Raw genomic sequence first — 22753 nt, forward strand, 5'->3', positions numbered from 1 at the left:
GAAGGAATCTGCTACTTTGCGCCAAGCATACAATTTTCATACTTAACTTAAACACATTTTTGATTCAATCTTCCGCAAAGCTGCATTATTTTTATTTAGTACTGGTGCACGCTGGTAACCACACAATTACAATCCGATGCTTCTGGTCACTCTTACGCTGCTTCTAGGCCTACTCGATGACTTCAGCCACCAGCTTCAGTCGAAACCGCATCACGCGCTTCGCTGAATATATCTCTTATCCTTCCACGCCTATAATATACCACATTCTGTAAGCGGTTGCAAGGATTCGATAAAAATTATTTTAGCTGCCGATCATAATCAAGCTGCTATTTGATCACCGCTGGCAGAATCAAAAGGATGGACACTAGATTATTGATTAGATGAATCCCGATTGAATTGGTCAGATTACCCGTCGAACGGTAAACATAAGCCAGCACGCAGCCCATATAAAAATAGATCAGATAACTGATAATGTTGCTGCTGGCATGGACCAGCGTAAAAACCAGCCCCGACAGCAGAATCGGCAGCCAAAAATCGCGAGCGTTAAAAAACAGATTCATAAACAGACCGCGAAAAATCAGTTCTTCAGCAAATGGCGTCAAGCACACGGCTGAAAAACAGACCAGGACGCTGACGATCGGACTGCCGCTCATGGTGTCAATGATGGCTTGATTATTGGCCGTCTGCACTTGATGATAGATCAGCCGGTTTAGATTACCCAAAACGATCTCGCCAGCTACAATTGCCAAATAGCCGCCAAGAATCGTTTTGGCATGGGCAAAAAAACTTTGCGAGCGATGATTAAAATGATCATAGCGACGATACAGTCTTTGTCCCCAAACAATAATCAGTCCGAAAAATCCTAGATACAAAATCACCCAAAGAATCGTCAGTCGGGGATGCTCGGTAATGTTGCGCGCGGCTTCTGGCGGCATCAGAATCAAAACGCAAAACGCCGAAAAAATCAGTAGAGCGCGGGGAAAGCTTGGTCGTCTGTCAGTCGGCATGCTGTCACTTCCTTATTGGTTTTTCAATCGTTGATCAGGGCCTCGATCCCAGCTTGAAAACGGGCAACCGGCTCATCACCGGCTTGCTGGCGCTGCGTGTCGATCAAGCGCTGCATTTCAGCGGCCTGCGAGACTGCCTGGACGATCTTAATAGCCATTTTATCAAATTCAGCCGCGGCATAGCGATTTTCATCCGCAATCAGGCGCGGCTCATGCATTGTCTCATTAAATCCCAGAATCAGCATGTTGTTTTCAAACGCCGCCCGCACGGCATCCAAGATCTCATCACCTTGGTTGATATCTAGATAAATATCGCATTTTCTCATCAGATCGCGGGCCTTATCCATCTTAACGACTGGATATAGATAGACATTTTCATACTTTTGCATCCCCATTAAGCGATCGGACATCTCAGTTATAGCTGCAATGTGAAACTCAAACTGCGGCAAGATCTTTACCAGATTTTCCAGCTGCACGATCTGATCTGAATTGGTTAAGATCAGAATCGCGGGTCGCAGCGAATTCCCCCGTGGATGCGGATAGACGATGCCTAAATAGTCGGTCGCCACATGCTGATTGGTTTTAAAAAGCTTTTGGCGATTCTGCCAGACGCGATAGTCCTGGACAATCACATGCCGCGTCCGCGTTTCATTTTGGTAGATGTAGTCAAGATTGCCCGGTAGTTTATTTTGCACCGGTTCATGCCAAAACAGCGTATCATGACCTGAGTTAGGCAGCTTTAACGTCGTCAGAAAACTGGTGCTTAGCGTATTATAAAAAATCCGATCCAGATTCAGGCCGCTCTTTTGCAGATAATTACTGACAAAATCCGGCAGACTCTTAAAATGACGGCATTCCTGACGAGTATTCAAAAACAGGCTGCCATTATCCAGGTGCGATTCGATTACTACCTGGCCCTGCTCATCAAAAAACTGCTTAAGCCAGGCCCGATTATCTGCCCAGCTGGTTTTAGCAAACAAACGGCCAAAGCGATCATACTCATCGACCCACTGCAGCTGACCGCTCTCATTTAGCCAGCGCACCTGCTTGACCTGCCGCGTGTTGTCGTTTTTGGTAAAAACAACGTCCGCGCGTTTATGATTCAGATCATAAATCTGCGCGCCCTTGCTGCTGCCAACGATTCGCCAAAAACGCGGCACCGGAATCTGATCAAAATAAAGCGGCTGGCCTTTGTCTGAACGCGGACAATAGTACTGCAGCGGCGATTGAACGTTGCGCGGCAAAAAGCCATCATCATGAATTACCACCGTGGGAAGCTTTAATTGTGCAATCAGCTGAGCCAGTCTGAAGTCGCGCGCAGCCTGATCCCATTTATCAAACAGATTTATCATTTTGCCACCTCGTTTACCAGTACTCGCCATTTTTGAGCAATCTTTTCATCCAGATATGGCTGGGCCAGTTCATAAGAGTGCTGACTAAAACCAGCCGCCCGCTGATCATCGCTAAAGAGGCTGACAATCGCGTTCGCCAGTTCCCTTACCTTGCGTTCCTCTGACCAATCTGCTTGATATGGCAGCCGATAGCCGTTTTGATTTGGATCAATAAACGTCTGATTGCCATATGGAACGTCAAAGCCAATCATCGGCAGACCCGATCCCACGGCTTCCATCAAACTCAAGCCAAATCCCTCGCTGGTTGAAGCCGCAATATAGCCAGCATAGTGCTGATAGATCGCGGTTAGATTCTGCTGTCCTTTCAAATGAACGTATTCATTGGCCTGCAGCTCATCAATCAAGCGCTGCAGACTGCGGTACTGTGCTCCTTGACCATAAATATCCAAAGAAACGTCTTGAATTGCTCGTTTAGCCTGCACGACAGCCTTGATCAGCCAGTCAACGTGCTTTTCGCTGGCCAGGCGAGAAGCCGTGATCAACGAATGCCGACGTCGTTTCTCGTATGGCATCGACATCAGTTTCGTCAGGCTGCCCACCGGAATCGCGGCAATTTGCGGTGCCTGATGCTGATATTTTTTCATCTGTGCAGCCAGGACGCGTTTTTGCGCCGGTGTTGAGACGATAAAACAGTCGGTCTGATCGGCATGCGTAAACTGGTACTCGTAATAGTTGTTCCATAAAATGTTCGTCTGATTGGTATAGTGCTCATCATAATGCTCGGCATGCACTACAACGCCAAGTCTTGCCGGCGAATGCATCTGGTACCACAGCTGGCCGCTGACCAGTCCTCGCCCGTCTTCACGATCCAAGATAACCAGATCCTGGGCAGTAAGCTTTAAACGGCGAATCATTTCAGCATACAGAGCCGTTTTAGAATAAAAAATCTGGTCTTTCAGCTCAAAGACCTCGTTGGTGCCATTAACATATTGATGATAGGCAATCGAGCCATCCTCATTATAAAAGTCGCGGGCATAGACATGATTGCCTGCGCTGAGGTATTCGGTTACGTATCTTATGTATGAATAAAATTCCCGCCGCACCATCTGGGAGTCAACCACGTATTCGGCGTAGTCAATGGCCTGCGTTGCCAGATCATAGATACGGACATTGATTCTTAGATTTTCATCAGGCAGCCAGTAGTGGACTACCTGCTTGCCATCCGCGAAATTCTGCACGGTAGCTTCAACATTGCGCTCCGCAAAATGCTGCGCGCGTTTAAACTCGCTTAGCGGATAAGTCGTGGGCGCGATCTTGACGTCGGTAAAAAAATTATAGAGCCAGATTATGTCTTGATCATGAAAACCAAGATTGCGCGTCAATTCTGCAATGTTATTAGCCAAAATCAAATCGGAAAAAATAAACTTTGTCGGAATCTGCAGGCGAGAAAACACTTTGGATCGGTAGGCCTGTGCGTATTCAACCCCGCTGCTGGCCCAGCCAATCCCCAGATTTACATTATAGACTGTCATTTTTAAGACCTTCTTTTCCAAACGCTTAATAAAAACGAGATCAAGTCATCAAAGACGTTGATCTCGCTTTTTATCATCGGTAACGCCAAAAAGTCTGATTTTTGACTAGTTTTGACTGGCAGCTTCAATTTCTGCCAGCGTTGGGATTGATGGCAAAGCTCCCATCCGCTGAACCGTAATTGAGCTGGCCCGCTGAGCAAAGATCAATGCTTCTTTGATGTTGCTCATGTCGGGCTTTAACTGAGAACTCAAGGCACCAATAAACGTATCACCGGCTGCCGTAGTATCAACTGCGTGTACCTTAAAGGCTGGCACAAAGTCATAGCCGTTTTGCGTGCAGTAGAAAGCACCCTTGCTCCCGACTGTAATGATCAGGTTCTTGACCCCCATCTGTGCAAAGTGACCAGCAGCTTCAAGCATTGAAGTCTCGTCTGCAATGATAACGTTGGTCAGCGTGGCACATTCGGTTTCGTTTGGAATGATCAGATCCGTAACCTTCAAGATTTCAGGGTCGATCTTGGCCGCTGGTGCCGGATTCAAAATCGTCTTAACGCCATGCTGCTTAGCCAGTTTAAATGCCTCCAGAGTTGTTTCCTGTGGCGTTTCAAACTGCGCGATCACAAAATCGGCGTTTGCAATGGCAGCCTGAGCATTATCAACATCAGCTGGGGAAACGCACTGGTTGGCCCCGCCATAAACCAAAATACTGTTTTGACCATTGTCATCGAGCAGAATCGTGGCCGAGCCAGTTCCGGCATGCTCATCTTTAGTAATGTAGCGCGTGTCGATATGATTTTCGCTTAATGAGTCAATCATAAACTGACCTGCTTGATCATTGCCAACCCGGCCAACAAACTTGGTATCTGCACCAGCACGCGCCGCAGCAACTGCCTGATTGGCCCCCTTGCCACCAGCGGCACTGCTCTTGCTTTCGGATGACAGCGTTTCGCCAGGCAATGGCATCCGCTTGATTCGCAGCGTCGTATCAACGTTCAGACTACCAACGACCGTAACTTTATTCGTCATTTCAAAGTCTCCTTTGCGTTTTGATGCAATCAGCAAATTAGTAAATGCTTTTATGTGTGATTAAATCAGTATTTCTTAACTACACTATTTTAGCATATCAGCTTACGTGCAAACAAGTCTATGCCTGCTTGGTACTATCTCTGACAACCAGCTTAACGCCGAAGTAGGAAGTCTGAATGGCCGTATCTGGGTTTTGAATCCGATTAAACAGCATCTTGGTAGCCTGTTCGCCGATTTCGCGGATTGGCTGTTGAATCGTTGTTAGTTTTGGCGTGACGTATTCAGCCAGGTCAATGTCGTCAAACCCCACTACCGAAATATCGTCTGGCACGCTGACGCCATTTTCGGCCAAGCCGCGGTAAAGCCCGATCGCCATTTCATCGTTGGCCGCAAAGACTGCCGTCGGATGCTGCGCCAACACGCCCTTAGTACACGAATAGCCGCCGTGCTTGGTCAGCTCGCCATAAATCACGTCGGTCTGATCGTTAAAATCAACATGGTGCTTACGCAGGCCGTCAATCAAGCCCCGCAGCCGGTGATTCAAGTTGTCGGTCATGTTTTCCGGCATGATGCTGACCACATGCTGATGTCCCAGACCAGCCAGATGCTCAGCTGCCAGATAGCCGCCTTGATAGTCATCAATCAAAAGTCGGTCCCCGCCATTGGCCTCGTTTTGGTCGAACAACAGATACGGAATATCGTTTGGCTTTAACAGCTGTTCAATCGTGTCGGTCGTAATCGAAGAACTGGCAATGATCAAGCCATCAACGGCTCGTTCAATCAAGCGGCCAAGATAGTAGCGTTCCAGTTTTTCCTCATGGTTGGCACTAAAAATCAGCGGCATAAACTCGGCTTGACGAGCTGCTTCCTGCACACCGCGAATAAACGTACTGAAAAACGGATTGCCGATATTAGGTACCAAGACGCCAATCGTTTTAGAAGAGCGCATGATCAGATTGCGCGCGTTAAAATCAGGAACATAATTCATCTGATCGCGCAGTTCTAAGACTCGCTGCTGTGTGGCTTGGCTGAAGCGCTGCCCCTTGCCGTTTAAAATCTGCGATACCGTCGTGACCGAAACCCCAGCAGCCTTTGCCAGATCGCGAATTGTTACTTTGTGTTTCATAATGTGTGCTTTCCTCTTGTTTCATTAGTAAACCTATTTACGGACAAGTTTACCACATATTTACCAGCTGACCTTTAAATAATTGTAATAAGCCAATAATTTTTTTAATTTTGGTGAAAAATGCCTTCCATAATCGCCTTGGTCTGCATGGCCTGAAAACCACGCACCCGCAGATAGTCAATCTGGGCCAGTAAAATATCATAGGTCCAAAGCGACGAAAGATCATGCTCGTTATAATAATGCAGCGTCAAGCCGATATGCGTCAATTCATGCACCATTCCTTCAAAGTCATCGCGGCCCTTGTATTTTTGCGTGCCAATCACCACCGGCAGCTCATGGTCAATGGAATCTTTCAAAAGCGTGTTCAGCAAGTTGACATGCCTAAAATCGTGCTCACGCAAAAAACGCTGCAGACCAAAAACATCAAAATAGCCATATTCTTGAGCTACCTTGCTTTTATAAGAACAAGTCGTTAAATAGTCGGTCTGGCTTCTAACGGCATGAATGCTTTTGATGCGAACCAGCGTCAAGCCATTGATCTTGCAGTCCCAATCCAAGGTCATCAGTAAAACGAACAGCGGATCCATGGCAATCACGAACCCAACGTTAAAGGTATCGTCATCGGCAAAGTTATATACCTCGACTAAGGTTCCCTGCTGCTGGCTGATTGTCAATTGCTCGCGAATCTGTGGCTCATTCATATGTTCAATCATTTTTAACGTCCCTTCAAAAGTTGCTGTTTTTATTTTGCCTGTTTCAAATGTAAACGGCAAATTTTTTTGATGCGCTCAATTGCCCAGATGATGCCTTGTTGACCCTCCTTGACTGTCAGCTGCCCACAAAATATGGATTTATTTTATGGGCAGACACTATATTTTGTAGTAAGATGGTCAAGTTGAATTTTTATGTAAAGAGGGGCCAACATGGTGATTATTACAGCAGGAATGATTGGGGTCGGCAAAACAACGCTTACGGCTAAGATTGCCGATCATCTACACACGAAAGCCTTTTTTGAACCGGTGGGCGAAAATCCGGTATTGCCGCTTTACTACAAGGATCCAAAACAGTATGGCTTCCTGTTGCAGATCTACTTTTTAAACAAGCGCTTTTCCATGATCAAGCAGGCATTAAGCGATGACAACAACGTGCTGGATCGCTCAATCTATGAAGACGCGCTGTTTACCAAGGAAAACAACGCGGAAGGCAACATCTCTGATACGGAATTGGACGTTTACCTAAAGCTGCTTGACAACATGATGAGCGATTTGAACAAGCTGCCTAAAAAAGCGCCTGATTTGATGGTCTATTCAGAAACTTCTTTTGAGACCATTCTCTACCGAATCAAAAAACGGGGACGCGACTATGAACAGATCGACAACAATCCTGAGCTCAAGGACTACTACTACAAAATGTGGAGTGCCTATCAAGACTGGTATCAAGAATACGATGCCAGTCCTAAGATGAAGATCGATCTTGATAAATACGACCTGGAAGATCCGCAAAACGCTGCTACGGTTCTGGGGATGATTGATGAGCGGCTGGCCCAGATTCGCTAAATCAATCGCTGCATTTAAACCGCTGATTGACTCGGCATTACCGATCAGCCAGCAGAATAAAACCATCGCTTGAGTCGACTGACTACGCGGTGGTTTTTATTTTAGATACATTCGCCGCAGCACCTCTAAAATGCCGACGCTGCCAATCCCACTGGCAAACGGCAGCCAGGTATGCTGACGAACGGCTTTTTGCGGCTGCTTTTTGGGCGTAGGCTTCGTTGATTCAACCAAGGCAGCCGTTTGATGCTGCTGATGGCGTTGACCCGTTCTTGGCCGACTAAGCGATGAATTGGCTGCTTGGCTGACTGGACGATCAAAATGCGTCAGCTGATAGGCTTCAATCAGTTGATTCAGTTTTTGGTCATAGTTAGGATCCGTAGCATAGCGCCCCTTTAAAAAACTGGTTGCCGATCGATAGGTAGGTGCACTGCTGCGATGAGCCCCGGCATACATCGGCTGATCCAACACGGCAGCATAATCGCTTAACGAAGCTTTTTCATCGGTATAGCTCTTAAAGGTTCCGGCAACGATGGCTGGCTTACCACCGAGACATTCCTGTGTCATCATTGAAACACCATGACCATGCCAGGTTCCCTTGATGCCGAATAGATTATGATGAACTCGGCTTAACTCGCTGGTTCCCCAATTGCTTTCCAGAGCGGCCTGGGCAATCAGAACCGAAGCATAAAGATCATGCTTTTGACCAACTTTTTGCGCGATTGGCCCCAGATGCGCGATAAACCGAGCCTGATCCCTGGTCGGACAAAGCGGCGCGTAATGCTGATTTGTGCTTGGCACTTCACTGGCCGCTTGATCAGATGGCAGCTGAGCACTGTCTTGATCGGCTGCCTGTTGTTCATTGCCTGCTGATTCATTGTTATCGGCACTGTAGTCCGCAACTGTCTGATCATTCAAGACCGGTATGGCATTTTGCTGCGATTCCTGCACGCGCTTTAGCCAATCAGCGTGCTCCAAGGCCAGCTGTCTGCCATCTTTAAAGCCTTGACAATAAGCCGTTTTAATTGGTTCTTGATCTGGCGGCAGCTGCGGCTTAGCGGCCATGGCATCTTGTAATCCTTGCTGATAGGCAGTTTGACATTTTGTCAGCCAGTTGTTTTTAAAGTCATCCCCCATGCCGCCATCATTTGAAGAATCAATGACCGCCGGCAGCTGCACCTTAAAATCAGTCCCATTCGACTCATTGTCTACTGTTGTCTGGGCTGCCAAAGCCGGTGCCATCAGCTGCAAAACCATCGTCATCGTTGCCAGACTAGTCAGCCAGATTTGTTTTTTGATCATAGTGAAATCATCCTTTCTTTTGCTCCTGATATTCCATATGTCAAAAAACGCTGATTGGCACTAAAAAACCTGCCCCAATTTCTTGAGCCAGGCTGAAACTAATTAGCAAAATAAAACAACCGCACTGTCTTAGGCCCAGAAAAAGCTTGAGACAGCGCGGTTTTTAAATTAGATTAACTCTTAAAGATCAATTTGTCCGTTATTTTAATTGGACATGGCATCATCAAGATTAATAAACGATTACCGGTTCATATTGAGTTAATGAATCGTAAGCCGTTCCCGCGTCACTGGTATGCATATTGACACAGCCATTTGAGCCGTTGTTCAGATAAGCCGTGCTTGACCAGTCCGTTCGCCAGCTGGCATCATGGAATCCACAGCCGCTATCGGTAAACGGTGCCCAGTAGCTGACTGGCGAGGCATAGGCTGAACCGTTGTCGCTGGTACCGCGCAAAGTAGTGTTTCGCTGCTTATACATAATGTACCAGACTCCCTTAGGCGTATCATCGCCACTGCTATGTTTACCAGTAACCACGCTGGCATCAAAAACGCATTTGCCGTCTTTATAGAACCAAACGTGCTGATCAGAAATTGAGACTTCTGCATAGGTATTGCCGATACCATGGTTTGATGTCGTGCCGTAGCCAATGCCGCCAGTATTATAGCCAACACCATAGACGTCGTTTTTGGCATTGACGCTGGTCTGGTGGTTGATCAAGGCTTTGGTTAAAGTAGCCGCGGCCTTGGTTTCACTAAGCCGCCAGCCGTATGAACCGCCAGTTGCCGTCTTGATCTGCTTGCCGCTGTGCGTGGTAAACGTAAAGCTTTTGTCCAGAGTCGACTGATTCTTGTTGACCTTTTTAACCAGCTTGTCTAGAGCCGTGGTATCAAATTGGTATTGATGATTCAGATACGTGGCTTTGGTAATGATGTCATTGGTCGTTAAAGTGTAGGTTTTGTTTTCGACTTGATACGTCAGCTTTTGATTAAGCAGCGCCTTTAACTTGACGGCTTCCTGCTTAACCGTTTTGCTGCTGGCTGCCAGCGGGTGTTGGTATTGCTTATGCAGCACGATCTTAACGTTGGTTGCATTTTGGTCAAAGTCTTTTAAAAGCGCTTCGGTATCGTAACGATTGCCTTTTTGGGCTGGCTTGATCGTAACCTTGCCATTTGCCAAAACTGCTTTAGCATCAACCGGCGCCTTGCGACCAGCATTTTCTTTTTCGATATTGGCCTTTAAAGCTGCCCGCATCGCTGCAATGCGCGTCTTATCGACATAACTTGGGACAACCTTGATGTTCTTGGCCTTGCTGGAAGGAAAGAACGTGACTTGTTTTTTGAGAGCCGTTTGGAATTTGCTCAGATCATTCTTAGTAAAGCCGGCACTGCTGGCTTGGCCTTTGTAGATCACCTTGCCATCCAGTTTTACCTCGTTGGTCAGCCTGGTCTTTGCTACCTTGTCATAGGCCTGCTGTGCGGTCAAGCCCCCAACGGCCACGCCATTAATGGTTGTATTCTTATTAAAATGAGTTCTTTGATGCCAGGTCATCACGCCAATCACGATGACCAGCAGCGTTGCGATAATGCCTAAAGACATTTTCGTGCGCGAGTTCATATTCCTCAACTCCCTTACCCTTAACCTTGTGCAACGCCAATTATATAACATTCCCAAATTGAAAGATATTATAATTTCAGCCAGCAAATCATTCATTGATAAACAGTGGCAACCCTAGTAGTCGAAAACGTCTGGATGCCATCAATCAGCAGTCGTCTGTTGATTTTTACAGTTGCCTAAATAGCGTTTTGATGCGATCGGATTCATTAATCCCATCAGCATTCACTACACAGTCACCGAAGATTATTTGATCATGGCCTTTAAGATATTTCGACTTTGTGAGAGAAATTAGGTTTTGCCTGACCGTGACTGCGAAATTTACCTACTTTCCGCTGTTTTTTTGCCAAGAGTAGGTAATGTATATTCGGCCGGCTCAACTTTACCTACTTTAAAGAGTTTTTTCTCGAATTGTAGGTAAACTTGTATATTTAGCAGCTGATTGGGCCAGACCGACTTTGTGAATTACCTACTATTATGGTGTTTTCAGCCAATAGTAGGTAATGTTAGGGTGTCCTATGAAGTGCAAGAGAAAATCCGGACAAACTTTTAAAATTAAGCGGCCAACTGTTGATTGCGATATTCAACTGGACTCAGACCGTCTGTTTTTAAAGAGATACGAATATTGTTGAAGAACATAATATAGCCGTTTACCAGGCGCTTGAATTCCTCGATGTCACGAACAAGGGGACGGCCATTGAGCAGTTCAGTCTTTAGAAGATGGAAGAAGCTTTCTACTGGCGCGTTATCGAGGCAGTTAGCCTTCCGCGACATGCTTTGGGTAAAGTGATGATCGGCTAGTTTTTGGGTATAGTAAGGCAGCTGGTAATGCCACCCTTGGTCAGAATGAATGATCGGCCGGGCATTATCAGGCAGGTTTTGCAATAATTCATCAAGCGTATCAGTGATTAGTTTACGATTTGGATGGTCGCTGATCTGACAGGCCAGTACTTCTTTGGTGCCCTCATCAACCATTACTGAAATATAAACTTTTTGTTGATTAGCCAGTTGGGTCTGCGTGATATCGGTGTGAATGACTTTATAAGGCTGGGTTTCATCAAACTTTTGCTTAAGCAGGTTCTTGGCGGTTTTTCCAACGGTTCCGCGATATGAGGAATACTTGCCGTTGCGATTCTGATTATAGATTGCGACTTGAACCTTCAACTGAGCCATTAGTTTACGGATGGTTTCGCCAGCTAAATGAGCGTTACGCTGATCCAGTTTCTTCTGAATGCGCCGATAGCCAGCGGTATAGCGATCGCGGACAACGTAGCTTTGGGCGATTTCCATTATTAGTTTTTTGACGTTGACGTATTTATCATATGGATTTTTCATACGTTCGCATTCATCGTAATAAGATGAGCGCTTCAGATCGATTCGTGCTAACAGATCGCCAATCTTATAACGCCGCTCTTTGGGAAGTGTTTTTTGATATGCTCTGATCTCGGTCACTATTTTCGTTTTGGCTTTGACGCTGAGGCCTTGACCAGAGCTTGGACTTTTTTTGCGATGTCACGATCCATTCTGGCGTAGTAGAGCTCCTTCTTGGTTTTATCAAGTTCGGCTCTTAAGCGGGCGATTTCAGCCGCCATTTCATGCTTATTACGATCTTCCTTCGTCAGTTGTTGTGTTTCTTTTTGCTTATGCTCCATGGTTTTCGCTGCCTTCTCTTTCTGAGATGCCAAGGCTTCGTTGCCGTATCTTTGAGCCGTGTTTTTCCAGGAGCTGACCTGAGTAGGACGTACATCAAATCTTGCGGCAACTTGTTCCAAGGTTTCCTCATGAGTTTGATAGTAGTCTACCACATCTTCTTTGAACTTCTGACTGAATTTTCGTTTGTTGGGTTGGGTAATGATCTTTCCTCGAAGCCGATAGTTGCGGATCCACTCGCCAACCCGACGAGGATCAATGTCATATTGCCTGCTTAATTCGCTAATACTGATATCATTTTTGCGTTCAAGGTATTCATGAACGATTTTGCTTTTTAACTCTGGACTGTATATATTCATAAAATATCACCTGCAATTACTAAACTCTTTGTCCGGTAATTGTAGTCCACTTCACTAACTCAATATACACTGATTTTTACCTACTTATACATCGATTTTTAGAAAAAGTAGGTAATGGTCTTTTTTCGGCAGCCAATATGCAAGATTTTTTGCATATACGTACTGCTATTGCTGACATAACTGGCGGCCCGCAGCTTGAGCAACGCACTCTTAACTGCAAACGCTAAACAGCATTGATATTTCATTAAACACCAGCGGCTATAGTCAATGGCTTGTGAGCAAACACCCTGGCACTTGTTCACTAAGAAAGCCGCAGTTACTGAGAACCTTATCGCAGCCTGGAATAGTTCAGTTTAATCATATAAATAAAAAAGGACCTGGCAGATCAGCTGCCAGATCCTAGATATTTTGAAAGATCAGCTTTCAAATGGTCAGCTATTAGATTTCTGGATAGCTTTCCATTTTAACGTTGAGTTTCTTATTGTTTTCATCGGTCTTAATAACCATGACGTCACAGTCGGCTTGACGAATTACGTAAGCAGCCGTAGAACCAACGATCATCCGACCAATCATGTTCAGACCCGTGGCCCCAACCAAGATCAAGTCAACATCATGTTCTTTTGCATATCCTTCCGTCAGTTCCATCTTGGCGTTGCCGATCTTGACATCAGTTACGACATCGCTGACCCCGGCAGCTTCGGCCTTCTTCTTCATCTCGGCCAGTTCCTTGGTCATTTCATCCGTAGCTTTCTTGTAGATGTCACGATCAACGAATCCATAGCCAACCGTGCTCGTGTTTGGATAGCGTTCACCGTTGACGATGCTCAACAGATGCAGCTTGGCGTTATTGCGCTTAGCAATGTCGATAGCTTTTTGAACCGCCATCTTGGATTGTTCGGAGCCATCAACACCAACTAACAAGTTCTTGTATTCACTCATTATTGCCACCTCCAGAAAACAACCTTATTAAGAAAATCTACATTGGTTTTCCTTGTTATTATTTTACCACGAAAACGGTTTCTTGAACAATATGTTTTCTTTATTCAACTACTAAGTCGTGGATTGCCTGCATATAGATGGCCATTGACTTGATCAGATCATCAACCGGCTGAAATTCATTTGGCTGATGCATCGTGTTTGGCGTATCTGGCATCAAAGCACCAAATGCTACCCCACGACTCATCAAGCGACCGTAAGTACCACCGCCAACGACTTCAGCTTGGGCAGTCTGATCGCCAGTCTGGTCAACGTAGGCCTTGAGGAGCGTGGTAACGATTGGATCATCGGCGTCAACATAGTGCGGCACCTCGCCTTGAGTGCGTGAAATGGCAAAATTGTGATCAGCTGCGACCGGTTTGATGCGGTTTAAGATCTCGTCAGCCGTGATTCCCTCTGGATAGCGGAAGTTCATATCAATGTGTCCGCCAGCCTGCTGATCAAACTTCAAGATACCGGCATTCATCGTCATCTCGCCCATTTTATCCGTGGCAAAGGCGGCATTGAAATGATTGACGCGCGTATCCAGATGCAGATAGCTGGCCAAAAAGTCGATAAAGTCGCCAGCATGCCCCCGAATATCAAGCTGCTTTAAAAACGTTGCCAGATAGGTTCCGGCATTGATGCCTTTTTCAGGTTCCATTCCATGAGCAGCCTTGCCAACCACGGTTAATTTAATTCCGTCAGCATCGCTTTCAATGCTTCCGGTAATCGGATTCTCATCCAAGAAATCGGTAAACGCAGTCGCCACGGCTTCATTATCCACGGCTTCAATCGTGGCTTCAGCATCGCGCGGCACCATGTTAAAGCGCAGGCCAGAATCAAAGTACTTTAAGACTACCTCGCCTTCATTGCCGCCATCAATATCCAAGAGCAGTGAAACCTGCCCTTTTTCACCATTGATCAGCGGAAATTCGGCGTCCGGCGAGAAGCCATAGGTCGGCGCCGGCTCCACTTCAAAGTAGCGCTTCATTCCTGTCCAGTCGTTTTCTTCATCAGTACCAACGATAAAACGAACCTTCTGCTTAAAGACGGCACCATGATCTTTCAAATACTTTAAGGCGTAATAGGCAGCCATTCCTGGGCCCTTGTCATCAGAAACGCCGCGTCCATACAGGTTGCCATCCTTGATTACTGGGTTAAATGGATCAGTCTCCCAGCCTTTTCCTGCCGGCATGACATCCAGGTGAGCCAGAATTGCCAAGGTCTCTTCGCCTTCACCCCATTCGGCAAAGCCAGCTACGTTATCGATGTTTTTAACGCGGAAGCCATCCTGCTCAGCCATTTCCAAGAAAGCTTTCAATGCCTGGGCTGGGGCTGGGCCAAGCGGATATTCCGGCGTGGCTTCGTCATCATTGCGCACGCTGGGAATCTTGATCAGCGTGGTTAAATCGTTGAGATATTCTTCTTTTTGAGATTGTGCGGCTTTTAACCAATCAGTCATAAAAAAACCTCCAATGTTAGTCAAATTCCTAGATTTAATGATAACATTATTTGGGAACGTCTTTATGAATAATTAGTGATATCTATAATTTTAAGTCATTGATTTAACGCTAAATAGAAAACTATAAAATCCTATAAAGTACAACGCTGATGTACTTTTGTTGCACTAAAAAACGGCCGTCATAATGACGACCGCTTTTATTTATAGCTTAGTAACTTCATCAGGATTGTCCCAGTCGCAGGCATCGCTTGCATCAATATCTGACTCGTCCCAGTCCTTAGGGTACCAAGTAACCATGTATTCGTTGCCCTGCTCGTCATGAGCCTGAGCTTCGAAATATGGCTCTTCGTGAGAGCCACTAATGTAGGCGTCCTGGTCTAAGGTTAACTTAAGCCCGTTGTATGTCAGTTCCATTTTAATTACCTCCTATTATTTCACATCAAAGTCAGTAGTTACCGGCTTGTCGCTGATTGCAAACAGTGCTTCGGTGATGCAGTGTTTGACGAGTTCCTTAGCCTCTTCTTCAGTGCAGTTGATATCAGCCAGATCAATCCAGCCGGTTACATGGCCTAAATCCCAAAAACGGATTCGACCGTTTTTAACGTCTACGCTGTCCTTCTTAATTTCTACCCTGCCGTCGTAGTAGACGGTAGTAATATGACGGTCGATTTCCTTTTCGACCAATCTCTTTACTGTTTGATTCATTTTAGCTACCTCCAATTTTTTGCTAATCTCATACTGCAGTTCCTTTAAGTCCTCCACGTAGTCAGCATGGTTGGCGTTGATATGCTCTTCGGCCTTGCTACCCGGTTTCGGGTTAACAAAGCTAAAGGCCGTCCGCCTTAACTTCGCATAGCCGGTTCGGTGTGGGTTTTCCTTTTCCCACTTTCGGCTGGCTTGTGTTTGGCTTTTGCTTACCATTCCATCGCTCCCCTTTCTATGCTTCTATTATAACGCCCCGTTAGATATAAATCAAGGACTTTTTTAAAAACCTTTGACAACTGATTTCGGTGCCCACATCGTGATGTTGCCAAAGTCAGTGGTGAAGTTAATCAGCACGGCTTTTGCGGTTTCGCGCTTAGCGTACATTTCGTACGCTTGTTGTGCACCGTCGTATTCGGCTTGCGTCAGGTTCTTTTGCATCAGCCAGCAAGGAACACCCTTACGACCACACCAGAAGAAAGCAGGACCGTTGTATGACTTGTGCGTTGCGTTCCATTCAGCACTCTTAAATGCTGAATCGCTCATGCGCTTACGACCGGCCTTTGCCATAGCCCAGATTTGGACCAACGCAAATTTCAGTGCAATTGCGTAGTTGCCAGTCTTGGCAACCAGCTTCTTTGCCAGCTTGTGTGCTGCTTTCATGATGCTTGCTTTAGTCATAATGATTACTTCCTTTCCTTGATTACATATATATTATATAACGCCCCGTTATATTATGCAATAGTTTTTAAAAAGAAAGTGAAAAGAATCAAACGCCTATATATCAACGTTTATATGCGTCATTAAAAAGAAAGCAAAAAGAAAAAGCCCTAGCCGTAGCTAGGACTAAACTCTATTTTTTAACCGCGCCAAGCGATAGGATCGTCTTTTCGCTAAACAACCCTACAGCGAACATCATCTTGGCGAAGTCGACCTCGCCTAAGTCACTACCAGTTGACGTGATACGGCATTTGCTCCAGTCGTACTGCTTAACGTCAGCGTATGGATCGTGGACAACACACGTCTTCCAGTACTCATACTTATCCGGTGTGGCTTTCTTCATCGCGTCGAGCGTCAGAAACCCGTTGATAAACGACTGTACGTTGCACCAACACTGATCATGGACAAACGACTGCATCGTCACACTGCCGTAGCCGGCAGCACCAGTGGCATATAGCGGGACCCACTTAGCAGCCGTCTGTAACTCGACCCAACAGCCGTTGTCAAACCGGCCGATGATGTTTTGCGTGTCGCTTAAATCGATCCAGACCGACGTAGCCGGCCGTTTGTCAGCATCAGCTTTTAAGCTGTTGATAAAGTCCTGCTCCGTGCCAGTGTTGCCCAGATCAAGCCACGTCTGATACGCCGACTTGCCAGGCATGGACGTGACGCCCTTCTTAGCGATATCATCGAGCTTTTTGCTGATCTCGTCAACCGTCATCGGTGGTACGATATCGCCGACAAGGGATGTCACGTTGGATACGATCTGGAGATACGCTTTGCCGTTGCTGGGATAGATGCGCTGCTTATCGCCAGTAGTCATCCACACCTCAGCAGTATACGTATCTGCCGGCAGGCTCTTTAACTCTGCACTGCTAAAAGCAAGCTCCGCAAGCGTGATGTCTTTGACGTGTCCGCTGGCATTGGCAAGCTTAAGCGTGTACTCTGCTCCATCGTCAGGGATGAGAGCCTGGCCGTCAATCGTGACTGATGCCGTGATCGTGCGGTCGTTGTCATCGATCTTGAGCACGTTCGGCGTTAACTTTAGTTTTTCCATTTTTGTCTCACCTACTAAAAAAGGCCCGGCATAAAGCCGAGCCAAGTTGCGCGATATGGACTAGCCCCGACCAGGTGCGCTGAGTCTGGCCTTTCCATACCGCTATTATACACTATTCAAATTTGCCGTAAGCCTCGCCCGTACGAGCATTGCGGACAGCTACGTATCCATAGCCGTTGCCACGTGGTTGACGTACGTAGACAAACTCGTTGCCCCGTGACCAGGCATCATACTTGATCACACTGCCAGCCGGCAGAACTGCGATCGTGGATGCGCTTGGCAGAGCACCCCACCGCAGATGTAAAGCCGTGTTGCTGATAAACTTGCCGTCTTCGACGTGCCATACCGCACCCAAGTTGTCCGTCCACGTGGTCTGTGGGTTAACGACTGGCTTAGACTGGTCAACCTTAGGTTGTGGCGCTGGCGTAGGGTTGGATACGTTGGCTTTGGCAAACTTGTCCCAAGCAGCTGCATCCAGGTACCAGATAGACCGGTCCATGTCGCCACCGGTGTACTGCCAGCCAGTGATGAACTTAAACGCGCCACTGGATACCGACATGTTAGGCACCGTCCAGCTACCCCACGTCATGCTTGCGTACTTGGCGACCCACACACCACAGTCACGGGCACAGTTGGCGACCTGAGCCAGAGCCGACTCGGATACGTAGATGACACACCAGACACCGGTACGATCGTGCACACGGTCGACAAACTTACGGACCCAAGTTGTGTTGCCAAAGGCGCTGTTTTGATAGCTTTCCCAGTCAATGATCAGCATCCCCGTACCGACATAGCCACTGATGTTGTTGATAAAGTAGTCGGCTTCCGCTACTGGGTCGCCACCGCCGGCATAGTGGTAGTAGCCAAGCTTTTTACTCAGCGACTTAGCCAACTCGACCTGGTGGTTGCACTTAGGGTTGACGTAGCCCGTGCCCTGTGTAGCCTTAACGATGACCGCTTGTGCGTGACTGTCTTGGATAATGCTGTCAGGCGAACCGCTGTAAACATCTACACTATACATAACCATGTTAGTTTTCCTCCTTTTTGCTTGCCAATCCAGATTTTTCATATGCCGACTGTACGACCGTTTCGGCGTCTTCTGGCGTGATGTGGTGGCCAGAGTTGGCTAACGTTGTCTGCACCATATCAACTGCCTTAGCATACTTGTCAGCACCAGACAGGTTGCGGCTAGCCATCGTGTTGACGGCTGCCTCTGCCACCTGCTCGGCCAGCGTCCAGAGTTGACGTGACTGTTCCGTTTTGGCTGTCTTAGCCTTAGCGGCCAGCAACGGTTTTGCGTATGCCCAAAGAAAGGCAACCAATGCTGCCAAAGCCCCAGACTGGATCAGCCACTCAATGACATCATTTGCTACTTTCATTTTTTATCCCCCTTGACGATTACATGTTCTTCAATCCGTGCAAGCTGGATGTCGTGCTTGTCAGTCGTTGCTTCCAGCTTAGTCAACCTCCGATTTGTTGACTCACGGTCGGCTTTGAGACTGTCCAGAGCCATGTTCACTTTGATCATAGTTTGATTTAACTGGGCAATTGAGTCACCCAGTCGGTCAAATTCGGCTTTGTTAGAATCGTGAGCCGTGTGCGTGATTGACGTCTTGACATACGTCATGACAACTCCAATCAGTGTCACAATACTAACTAATTCACCCCAATCAAAGCCGAATGGTCTATGCATATCCATATCTCGCCTCGCTTTCTGCTATTTAGACGTAGTAGGAGTTTCGAGCTTTTTGACACGTTCGGTCAGCGCGTCAAGTGCGCTCTTAGACGCATACGTTGCCAAAGCCGATACATCAGCTTTGTTGGCAATCATACTGTCAACCTGTGCAGCTGTGTAGTAGCTGGACAGCGTAGACTTGTCGACCTTGAGCGCCAGATTTTTGTCAGCATCCGCTGCAAGCATATACTTGCTCATGTCTGGCTGTGGCAACGTAAAATCAAGGATTGCGTTGGTTGCCGTGCCCGAGTTGGTTACGCTGGCGGTCGTTCCAGCCGTAACCTTGCCGATTGCAACCGTTGCGTCAACACCGTCCTTAGCTTTTGGCAGTACAACGTTCCAGACTTGCGCCGAATCAGTGCCCACATTGGTGACTGAACCGGTGTCGCCAGTCGTTACCGTGCCAAGCTTAAGCGACAGTGCTGTTGACCCTGTTGCCCCTTGAATGCCTTGTGGACCCTGGTTACCACGTGGGATGCCGAAGTCGAGCTTAATATTCGTATTGTCGCCAGAGTTGGTAACCGTTGCAGACTGCCCAGCATCTAGTGTTTTGACGGAATTGATCGTGATTGTTGGGCTGACACCGTCTTTACCTGGTGCACCATCAGCACCGTTTGCCCCGTCTTTGCCTGGCGTACCTGCCGAGCCTTCTGCAACATAACCGGTATCCGTGCCATTGATCATCCAGTGCTTAGTAGCTTTATCGATTTCTGGCGTAGCACCATCTTTACCATCGGCACCTTTAGGCCCAGTCTTGACGTCCGCAACTGCCTTATTAAAGTTGTTGATCAATTCGGTCAGCGTCAAAAAACTGTACTTATTGGTGACCGTCTGCGTGCTTTCATTGACGGTGAAAGACACGAATCCTTTAGACGGATAAATAGCGGTCGTGTCGTCAACGCTGATCCACAGTTCGACAAAATAAGTGCCAGGTGTCAAATCTTTAATATCGGCCGTTTTAAGACTGACCGTACCATCGCTGTTAAGTTGTCCTGGAGCACTGGCAACGTAGGATGTGTCGTCCTTAACCTTAAACTGTAGCGTCTTACCAGTCATGGCAACTTTGGTGTCATCATCATATGCGGTATACGTCAGTACAGCAGACGTATCGCCAAACTTATACTCATCATTAGTCGCATTAACATAATCTAGTTTGCGCATCAGTATCACCTACCAGATAAACATTTGGTTGAATTGGAAGTACCAGTTGGCATTAGCGGTCTGACCGCCTTGCGTGATATTTTGAATTGACATCGTGGACCCGTTCATTTGATTCCACAACGTGATGCCTAAATCAGCCGGCGTCTCCCGCATCATCATCATTGGATTCTGGACACCATCAAGGTCTGTGAATTTAACAACCTCAACACGGTCACCCCACGGCTTTAGAGCACGTGGCGTCCGCATCCCGCCAGAAATTGCTAACATGTGGATTGGCCCGATCTGAACAAGCTGCTTGGTTAAATCGCCACTGGCACCGTTAACGTACTCAATACCTTTGCTAGATGTTCCGGTATTGCTGAATTTGCTGTTGACTAGCGCTTGAATCTTACCCCAAGCATCCCCGCCAATTGAGCTGGCATTAATCTGGTCAAAGGTCTGCGTCCCAGTAAATGTGTTGTTGCTTCCGGTTTTAGCAACTCCAGTCGACTCAACTTGAGTCTGATAAGCCTTAACCGCCGTAGATACCGCATCGGCTGCACTTGATGCACTGTTGATCTTGGTGGTCAACGGTTCAACCAGCGCATTAGCTTGAGCTACCAGCTGGCTGATTTGGCCGATATAGGTCACGCTGTCGCCAGTAGTCATTGCCAACCCGTCTTGGTAGACGGTAAAGGCAACGTTAATCGTGGATACTACCGTTGAGCCCTGCATAATCCGCAGATAGGCCGATTGGTAGTCACCGACCGTTTGATAAAAGGCTCCTGGTACTGACAGCAGAATCATGCCCTTAGCAGCGTTGGTTACTGTTGCAGTATTGGTCAGCTTGACGCGACCTTGATAGTCTTTACCGCCAAGCTCAACGCTCCGGTTAGATAAGTTCCAGGGAGTCGTTACACCACCGCTCGTCTGGACCAGTTGCAGATAGACTGGGCGCATGTTGTCGCCTTGTCGGCCTGACAGCTCGTCAATTTTGACCGCCACATCGCCGTTAAAGGTCGTGTCGACCTGCGTATACGTATGTCCGGCATAAGTAGTAGATGCCATCTATATCATCTCCTATAAGTTTTTAAGCATTGCATTGATTGCCGTCTGGCAGTCCTTAAACCAGCCGTTGAGCGAATCAACTATATCTTTAATCAATAGCGAGTTAGTCAGCGTGTACCCTTCTACGGATACCGACCGGCCGTCACTGTCAGTCGTTTCCGTTGACCCTAGACTGTGCTGAGCGTATCCAGTGATAGTGCGGACCGATTCGGCAAGATACATGCGCAACCCGCGCGAGTAGCTGCTAAACGTTTCCGTTGGAAAATCCGTTGCATCATCACCGCTTACTTTTTGTAACGCTGACCAAATCTTTTTAAAATTGCTATTAACGTTATCGATAAAACTCCCAGTACCAACGCTAGTGTTAAGACTGATAGTCTCGGCTGGCTTAGGCGTTGGTGTGGGAGTTGGGTCTGGTACAACGATGCTCGGTGTCGTAGGTGTACTCGGATTGGTCGGCGTGGCGGGCTTAGTTGGCTGACTAGTCGTTTGCTGCTCTTCTTCGGCAATCCACGTTGCCAATCGCTTGGCCATCTGTGTTTGTACCGCTTGTACGGGATGGATTTGACCATCGCCAAGCGTCTGATTACGGTTGTCATATGTGATCAGCGGTTTGTCGCGCCAGTCGTAAACGGGACAATTATTGTCCTTAGCGCATTGTTTAATAGCATCATACATAGTTCGCTCACTAATGCCACCGCCATTGAGCGCACCGTCTGTAGCACCATAAACATAGCTTGGTGTAGGCAATTCGACGTAGATATGGATTGACGGATTGTCCGCCCGAATCTTAGCGATACCTTTAGTCATAGCATCTTGGACTTGCGTAGTCGTGGCATACGGCTGGTCGTCATAGTCGTTGATACCATAGCCCAGTAAAACCACATCATAGTTTTTAAAGTTAAACTTATTGACCTGTGGGATAAAGTCTTGACCGTCACGGTTGTCAGCATACTTGGTGCCACTGATCGCTTCGTTGTCGACTTCCCACCCTAACTGGTCCCCGATTGCCTGTGGGATCGTTGGATTGGCACGTGGGTGATTACTCCCAAAGCCAGTCAGACCCCACATAATCGAGTCACCAAGTACGATCATCTTGGTCACTCAAAACATCTCCTTAGGCAGTCGTAGTCGTATTAGCAGGCAGTGCCAGATACTTGAGCAGCTTTTGCCGTGCAATCGTCTGGGCCTTGTCTAAGCCGGTGAAAAACGTCGTGCCGTCTGGCAGTTCGGTCTTGTCTACTCGTACTGTGTTGTTCAGGAATTCGCCCGTGTCAGCGTTTGAACCGTAGAAGGTAAAGTTGGCCGAGTCAACTTGACCTGGCGTCGTGGATGAAAAGTTAAAAACAATGTTTGATACGTTTACTTGCAT

At 47.2% G+C, this 22753-nt stretch carries 24 protein-coding genes; 1 reads left to right on the forward strand and 23 read right to left on the reverse strand.

All coding sequences use genetic code 11. The annotated features are described in order from the left end of the window. Window positions 1–326: 326 nt before the first annotated feature. From ABC765_RS08255 to ABC765_RS08280, 6 genes are all read right to left on the reverse strand, one after another. Complete coding sequence (locus ABC765_RS08255) at window positions 327–1007, reverse strand: type II CAAX endopeptidase family protein (RefSeq protein WP_347980179.1); 681 nt, start codon at window positions 1005–1007, stop codon at window positions 327–329. Between the two features lie 23 nt (window positions 1008–1030). Then, window positions 1031–2359 (reverse strand): accessory Sec system glycosylation chaperone GtfB, encoded by a 1329-nt coding sequence (gene gtfB / locus ABC765_RS08260; protein ID WP_347980180.1) that lies wholly within the window; start codon window positions 2357–2359, stop codon window positions 1031–1033. Then, window positions 2356–3891 carry an accessory Sec system glycosyltransferase GtfA gene (gtfA, locus tag ABC765_RS08265; protein ID WP_347980181.1) on the reverse strand — a complete coding sequence of 512 codons (1536 nt, stop codon included), beginning with the start codon at window positions 3889–3891 and terminating at the stop codon, window positions 2356–2358. The genes gtfB and gtfA overlap by 4 nt, the downstream gene beginning before the upstream one ends. 105 nt (window positions 3892–3996) lie before the next feature. After that, complete coding sequence (gene rbsK / locus ABC765_RS08270) at window positions 3997–4917, reverse strand: ribokinase (protein ID WP_033934494.1); 921 nt, start codon at window positions 4915–4917, stop codon at window positions 3997–3999. A 118-nt stretch (window positions 4918–5035) separates the two neighbouring features. Further along, the gene (gene rbsR / locus ABC765_RS08275) at window positions 5036–6043 is read right to left on the reverse strand and encodes a ribose utilization transcriptional repressor RbsR (RefSeq protein WP_278768910.1); all 1008 of its coding nucleotides are present in this window, start codon (window positions 6041–6043) and stop codon (window positions 5036–5038) included. Between the two features lie 104 nt (window positions 6044–6147). Further along, on the reverse strand, window positions 6148–6756 hold the full coding sequence (locus ABC765_RS08280) for a hypothetical protein (protein ID WP_347980182.1): 609 nt from the start codon (window positions 6754–6756) through the stop codon (window positions 6148–6150). Between the two features lie 210 nt (window positions 6757–6966). On the opposite strand from ABC765_RS08280, the gene ABC765_RS08285 reads away from it, so the two are divergent. Next, window positions 6967–7599 carry a deoxynucleoside kinase gene (locus ABC765_RS08285; RefSeq protein WP_347980183.1) on the forward strand — a complete coding sequence of 211 codons (633 nt, stop codon included), beginning with the start codon at window positions 6967–6969 and terminating at the stop codon, window positions 7597–7599. 96 nt (window positions 7600–7695) lie between these two features. Here the strand turns inward: ABC765_RS08285 and ABC765_RS08290 are convergent, their stop codons facing one another. The 17 genes from ABC765_RS08290 to ABC765_RS08370 form a co-directional block, all read right to left on the reverse strand. Beyond that, window positions 7696–8898, reverse strand: a complete 1203-nt coding sequence (locus ABC765_RS08290; protein WP_347980184.1) for a glycoside hydrolase family 73 protein — start codon at window positions 8896–8898, stop codon at window positions 7696–7698. 229 nt (window positions 8899–9127) lie between these two features. Next, window positions 9128–10513: a L,D-transpeptidase family protein gene (locus ABC765_RS08295; protein ID WP_347980185.1), complete on the reverse strand. Its 1386-nt coding sequence runs from the start codon at window positions 10511–10513 to the stop codon at window positions 9128–9130. Between the two features lie 552 nt (window positions 10514–11065). Then, window positions 11066–11962: an IS3 family transposase gene (locus tag ABC765_RS08300; protein ID WP_347953351.1), complete on the reverse strand. Its 897-nt coding sequence runs from the start codon at window positions 11960–11962 to the stop codon at window positions 11066–11068. Then, the gene (locus ABC765_RS08305; RefSeq protein ID WP_347980000.1) at window positions 11962–12519 is read right to left on the reverse strand and encodes a transposase; all 558 of its coding nucleotides are present in this window, start codon (window positions 12517–12519) and stop codon (window positions 11962–11964) included. Before ABC765_RS08305 ends, ABC765_RS08300 begins: the two co-directional genes overlap by 1 nt. Window positions 12520–12957: 438 nt before the next feature. Further along, entirely contained in the window at window positions 12958–13458 is a 501-nt protein-coding gene (locus tag ABC765_RS08310) for a universal stress protein (RefSeq protein ID WP_006500121.1), read from the reverse strand. 100 nt (window positions 13459–13558) lie between these two features. Beyond that, window positions 13559–14959 (reverse strand): dipeptidase PepV, encoded by a 1401-nt coding sequence (gene pepV, locus ABC765_RS08315; protein ID WP_347980186.1) that lies wholly within the window; start codon window positions 14957–14959, stop codon window positions 13559–13561. 201 nt (window positions 14960–15160) lie between these two features. Continuing rightward, window positions 15161–15373 carry a hypothetical protein gene (locus tag ABC765_RS08320; RefSeq protein ID WP_347980187.1) on the reverse strand — a complete coding sequence of 71 codons (213 nt, stop codon included), beginning with the start codon at window positions 15371–15373 and terminating at the stop codon, window positions 15161–15163. 15 nt (window positions 15374–15388) lie between these two features. Next, a complete protein-coding gene (locus tag ABC765_RS08325; protein ID WP_347980188.1) occupies window positions 15389–15880 on the reverse strand; it encodes a hypothetical protein in 492 nt (163 codons plus the stop codon). A gap of 63 nt (window positions 15881–15943) precedes the next feature. After that, window positions 15944–16342, reverse strand: coding sequence for a hypothetical protein (locus ABC765_RS08330; protein WP_347980189.1), 399 nt, complete (start codon window positions 16340–16342; stop codon window positions 15944–15946). A gap of 172 nt (window positions 16343–16514) precedes the next feature. Beyond that, a complete protein-coding gene (locus ABC765_RS08335) occupies window positions 16515–17438 on the reverse strand; it encodes a hypothetical protein (RefSeq protein WP_347980190.1) in 924 nt (307 codons plus the stop codon). Between the two features lie 112 nt (window positions 17439–17550). Continuing rightward, window positions 17551–18465, reverse strand: coding sequence for a GH25 family lysozyme (locus ABC765_RS08340; RefSeq protein WP_347980191.1), 915 nt, complete (start codon window positions 18463–18465; stop codon window positions 17551–17553). Between the two features lies 1 nt (window position 18466). Next, window positions 18467–18817, reverse strand: coding sequence for a phage holin, LLH family (locus ABC765_RS08345; protein WP_347980192.1), 351 nt, complete (start codon window positions 18815–18817; stop codon window positions 18467–18469). After that, window positions 18814–19137 carry a hypothetical protein gene (locus ABC765_RS08350; protein ID WP_347980193.1) on the reverse strand — a complete coding sequence of 108 codons (324 nt, stop codon included), beginning with the start codon at window positions 19135–19137 and terminating at the stop codon, window positions 18814–18816. Before ABC765_RS08350 ends, ABC765_RS08345 begins: the two co-directional genes overlap by 4 nt. Before the next feature lie 18 nt (window positions 19138–19155). Then, window positions 19156–20334: a hypothetical protein gene (locus ABC765_RS08355; protein WP_347980194.1), complete on the reverse strand. Its 1179-nt coding sequence runs from the start codon at window positions 20332–20334 to the stop codon at window positions 19156–19158. Window positions 20335–20343: 9 nt separating this feature from the next. Next, complete coding sequence (locus tag ABC765_RS08360; RefSeq protein ID WP_347980195.1) at window positions 20344–21381, reverse strand: BppU family phage baseplate upper protein; 1038 nt, start codon at window positions 21379–21381, stop codon at window positions 20344–20346. A gap of 12 nt (window positions 21382–21393) precedes the next feature. Next, complete coding sequence (locus ABC765_RS08365; protein ID WP_347980943.1) at window positions 21394–22476, reverse strand: SGNH/GDSL hydrolase family protein; 1083 nt, start codon at window positions 22474–22476, stop codon at window positions 21394–21396. 22 nt (window positions 22477–22498) lie between these two features. Continuing rightward, a complete protein-coding gene (locus ABC765_RS08370; RefSeq protein ID WP_347980196.1) occupies window positions 22499–22753 on the reverse strand; it encodes a hypothetical protein in 255 nt (84 codons plus the stop codon).

The organism is Limosilactobacillus sp. WILCCON 0051 (assembly GCF_039955095.1).
GTDB lineage: Bacteria > Bacillota > Bacilli > Lactobacillales > Lactobacillaceae > Limosilactobacillus > Limosilactobacillus allomucosae.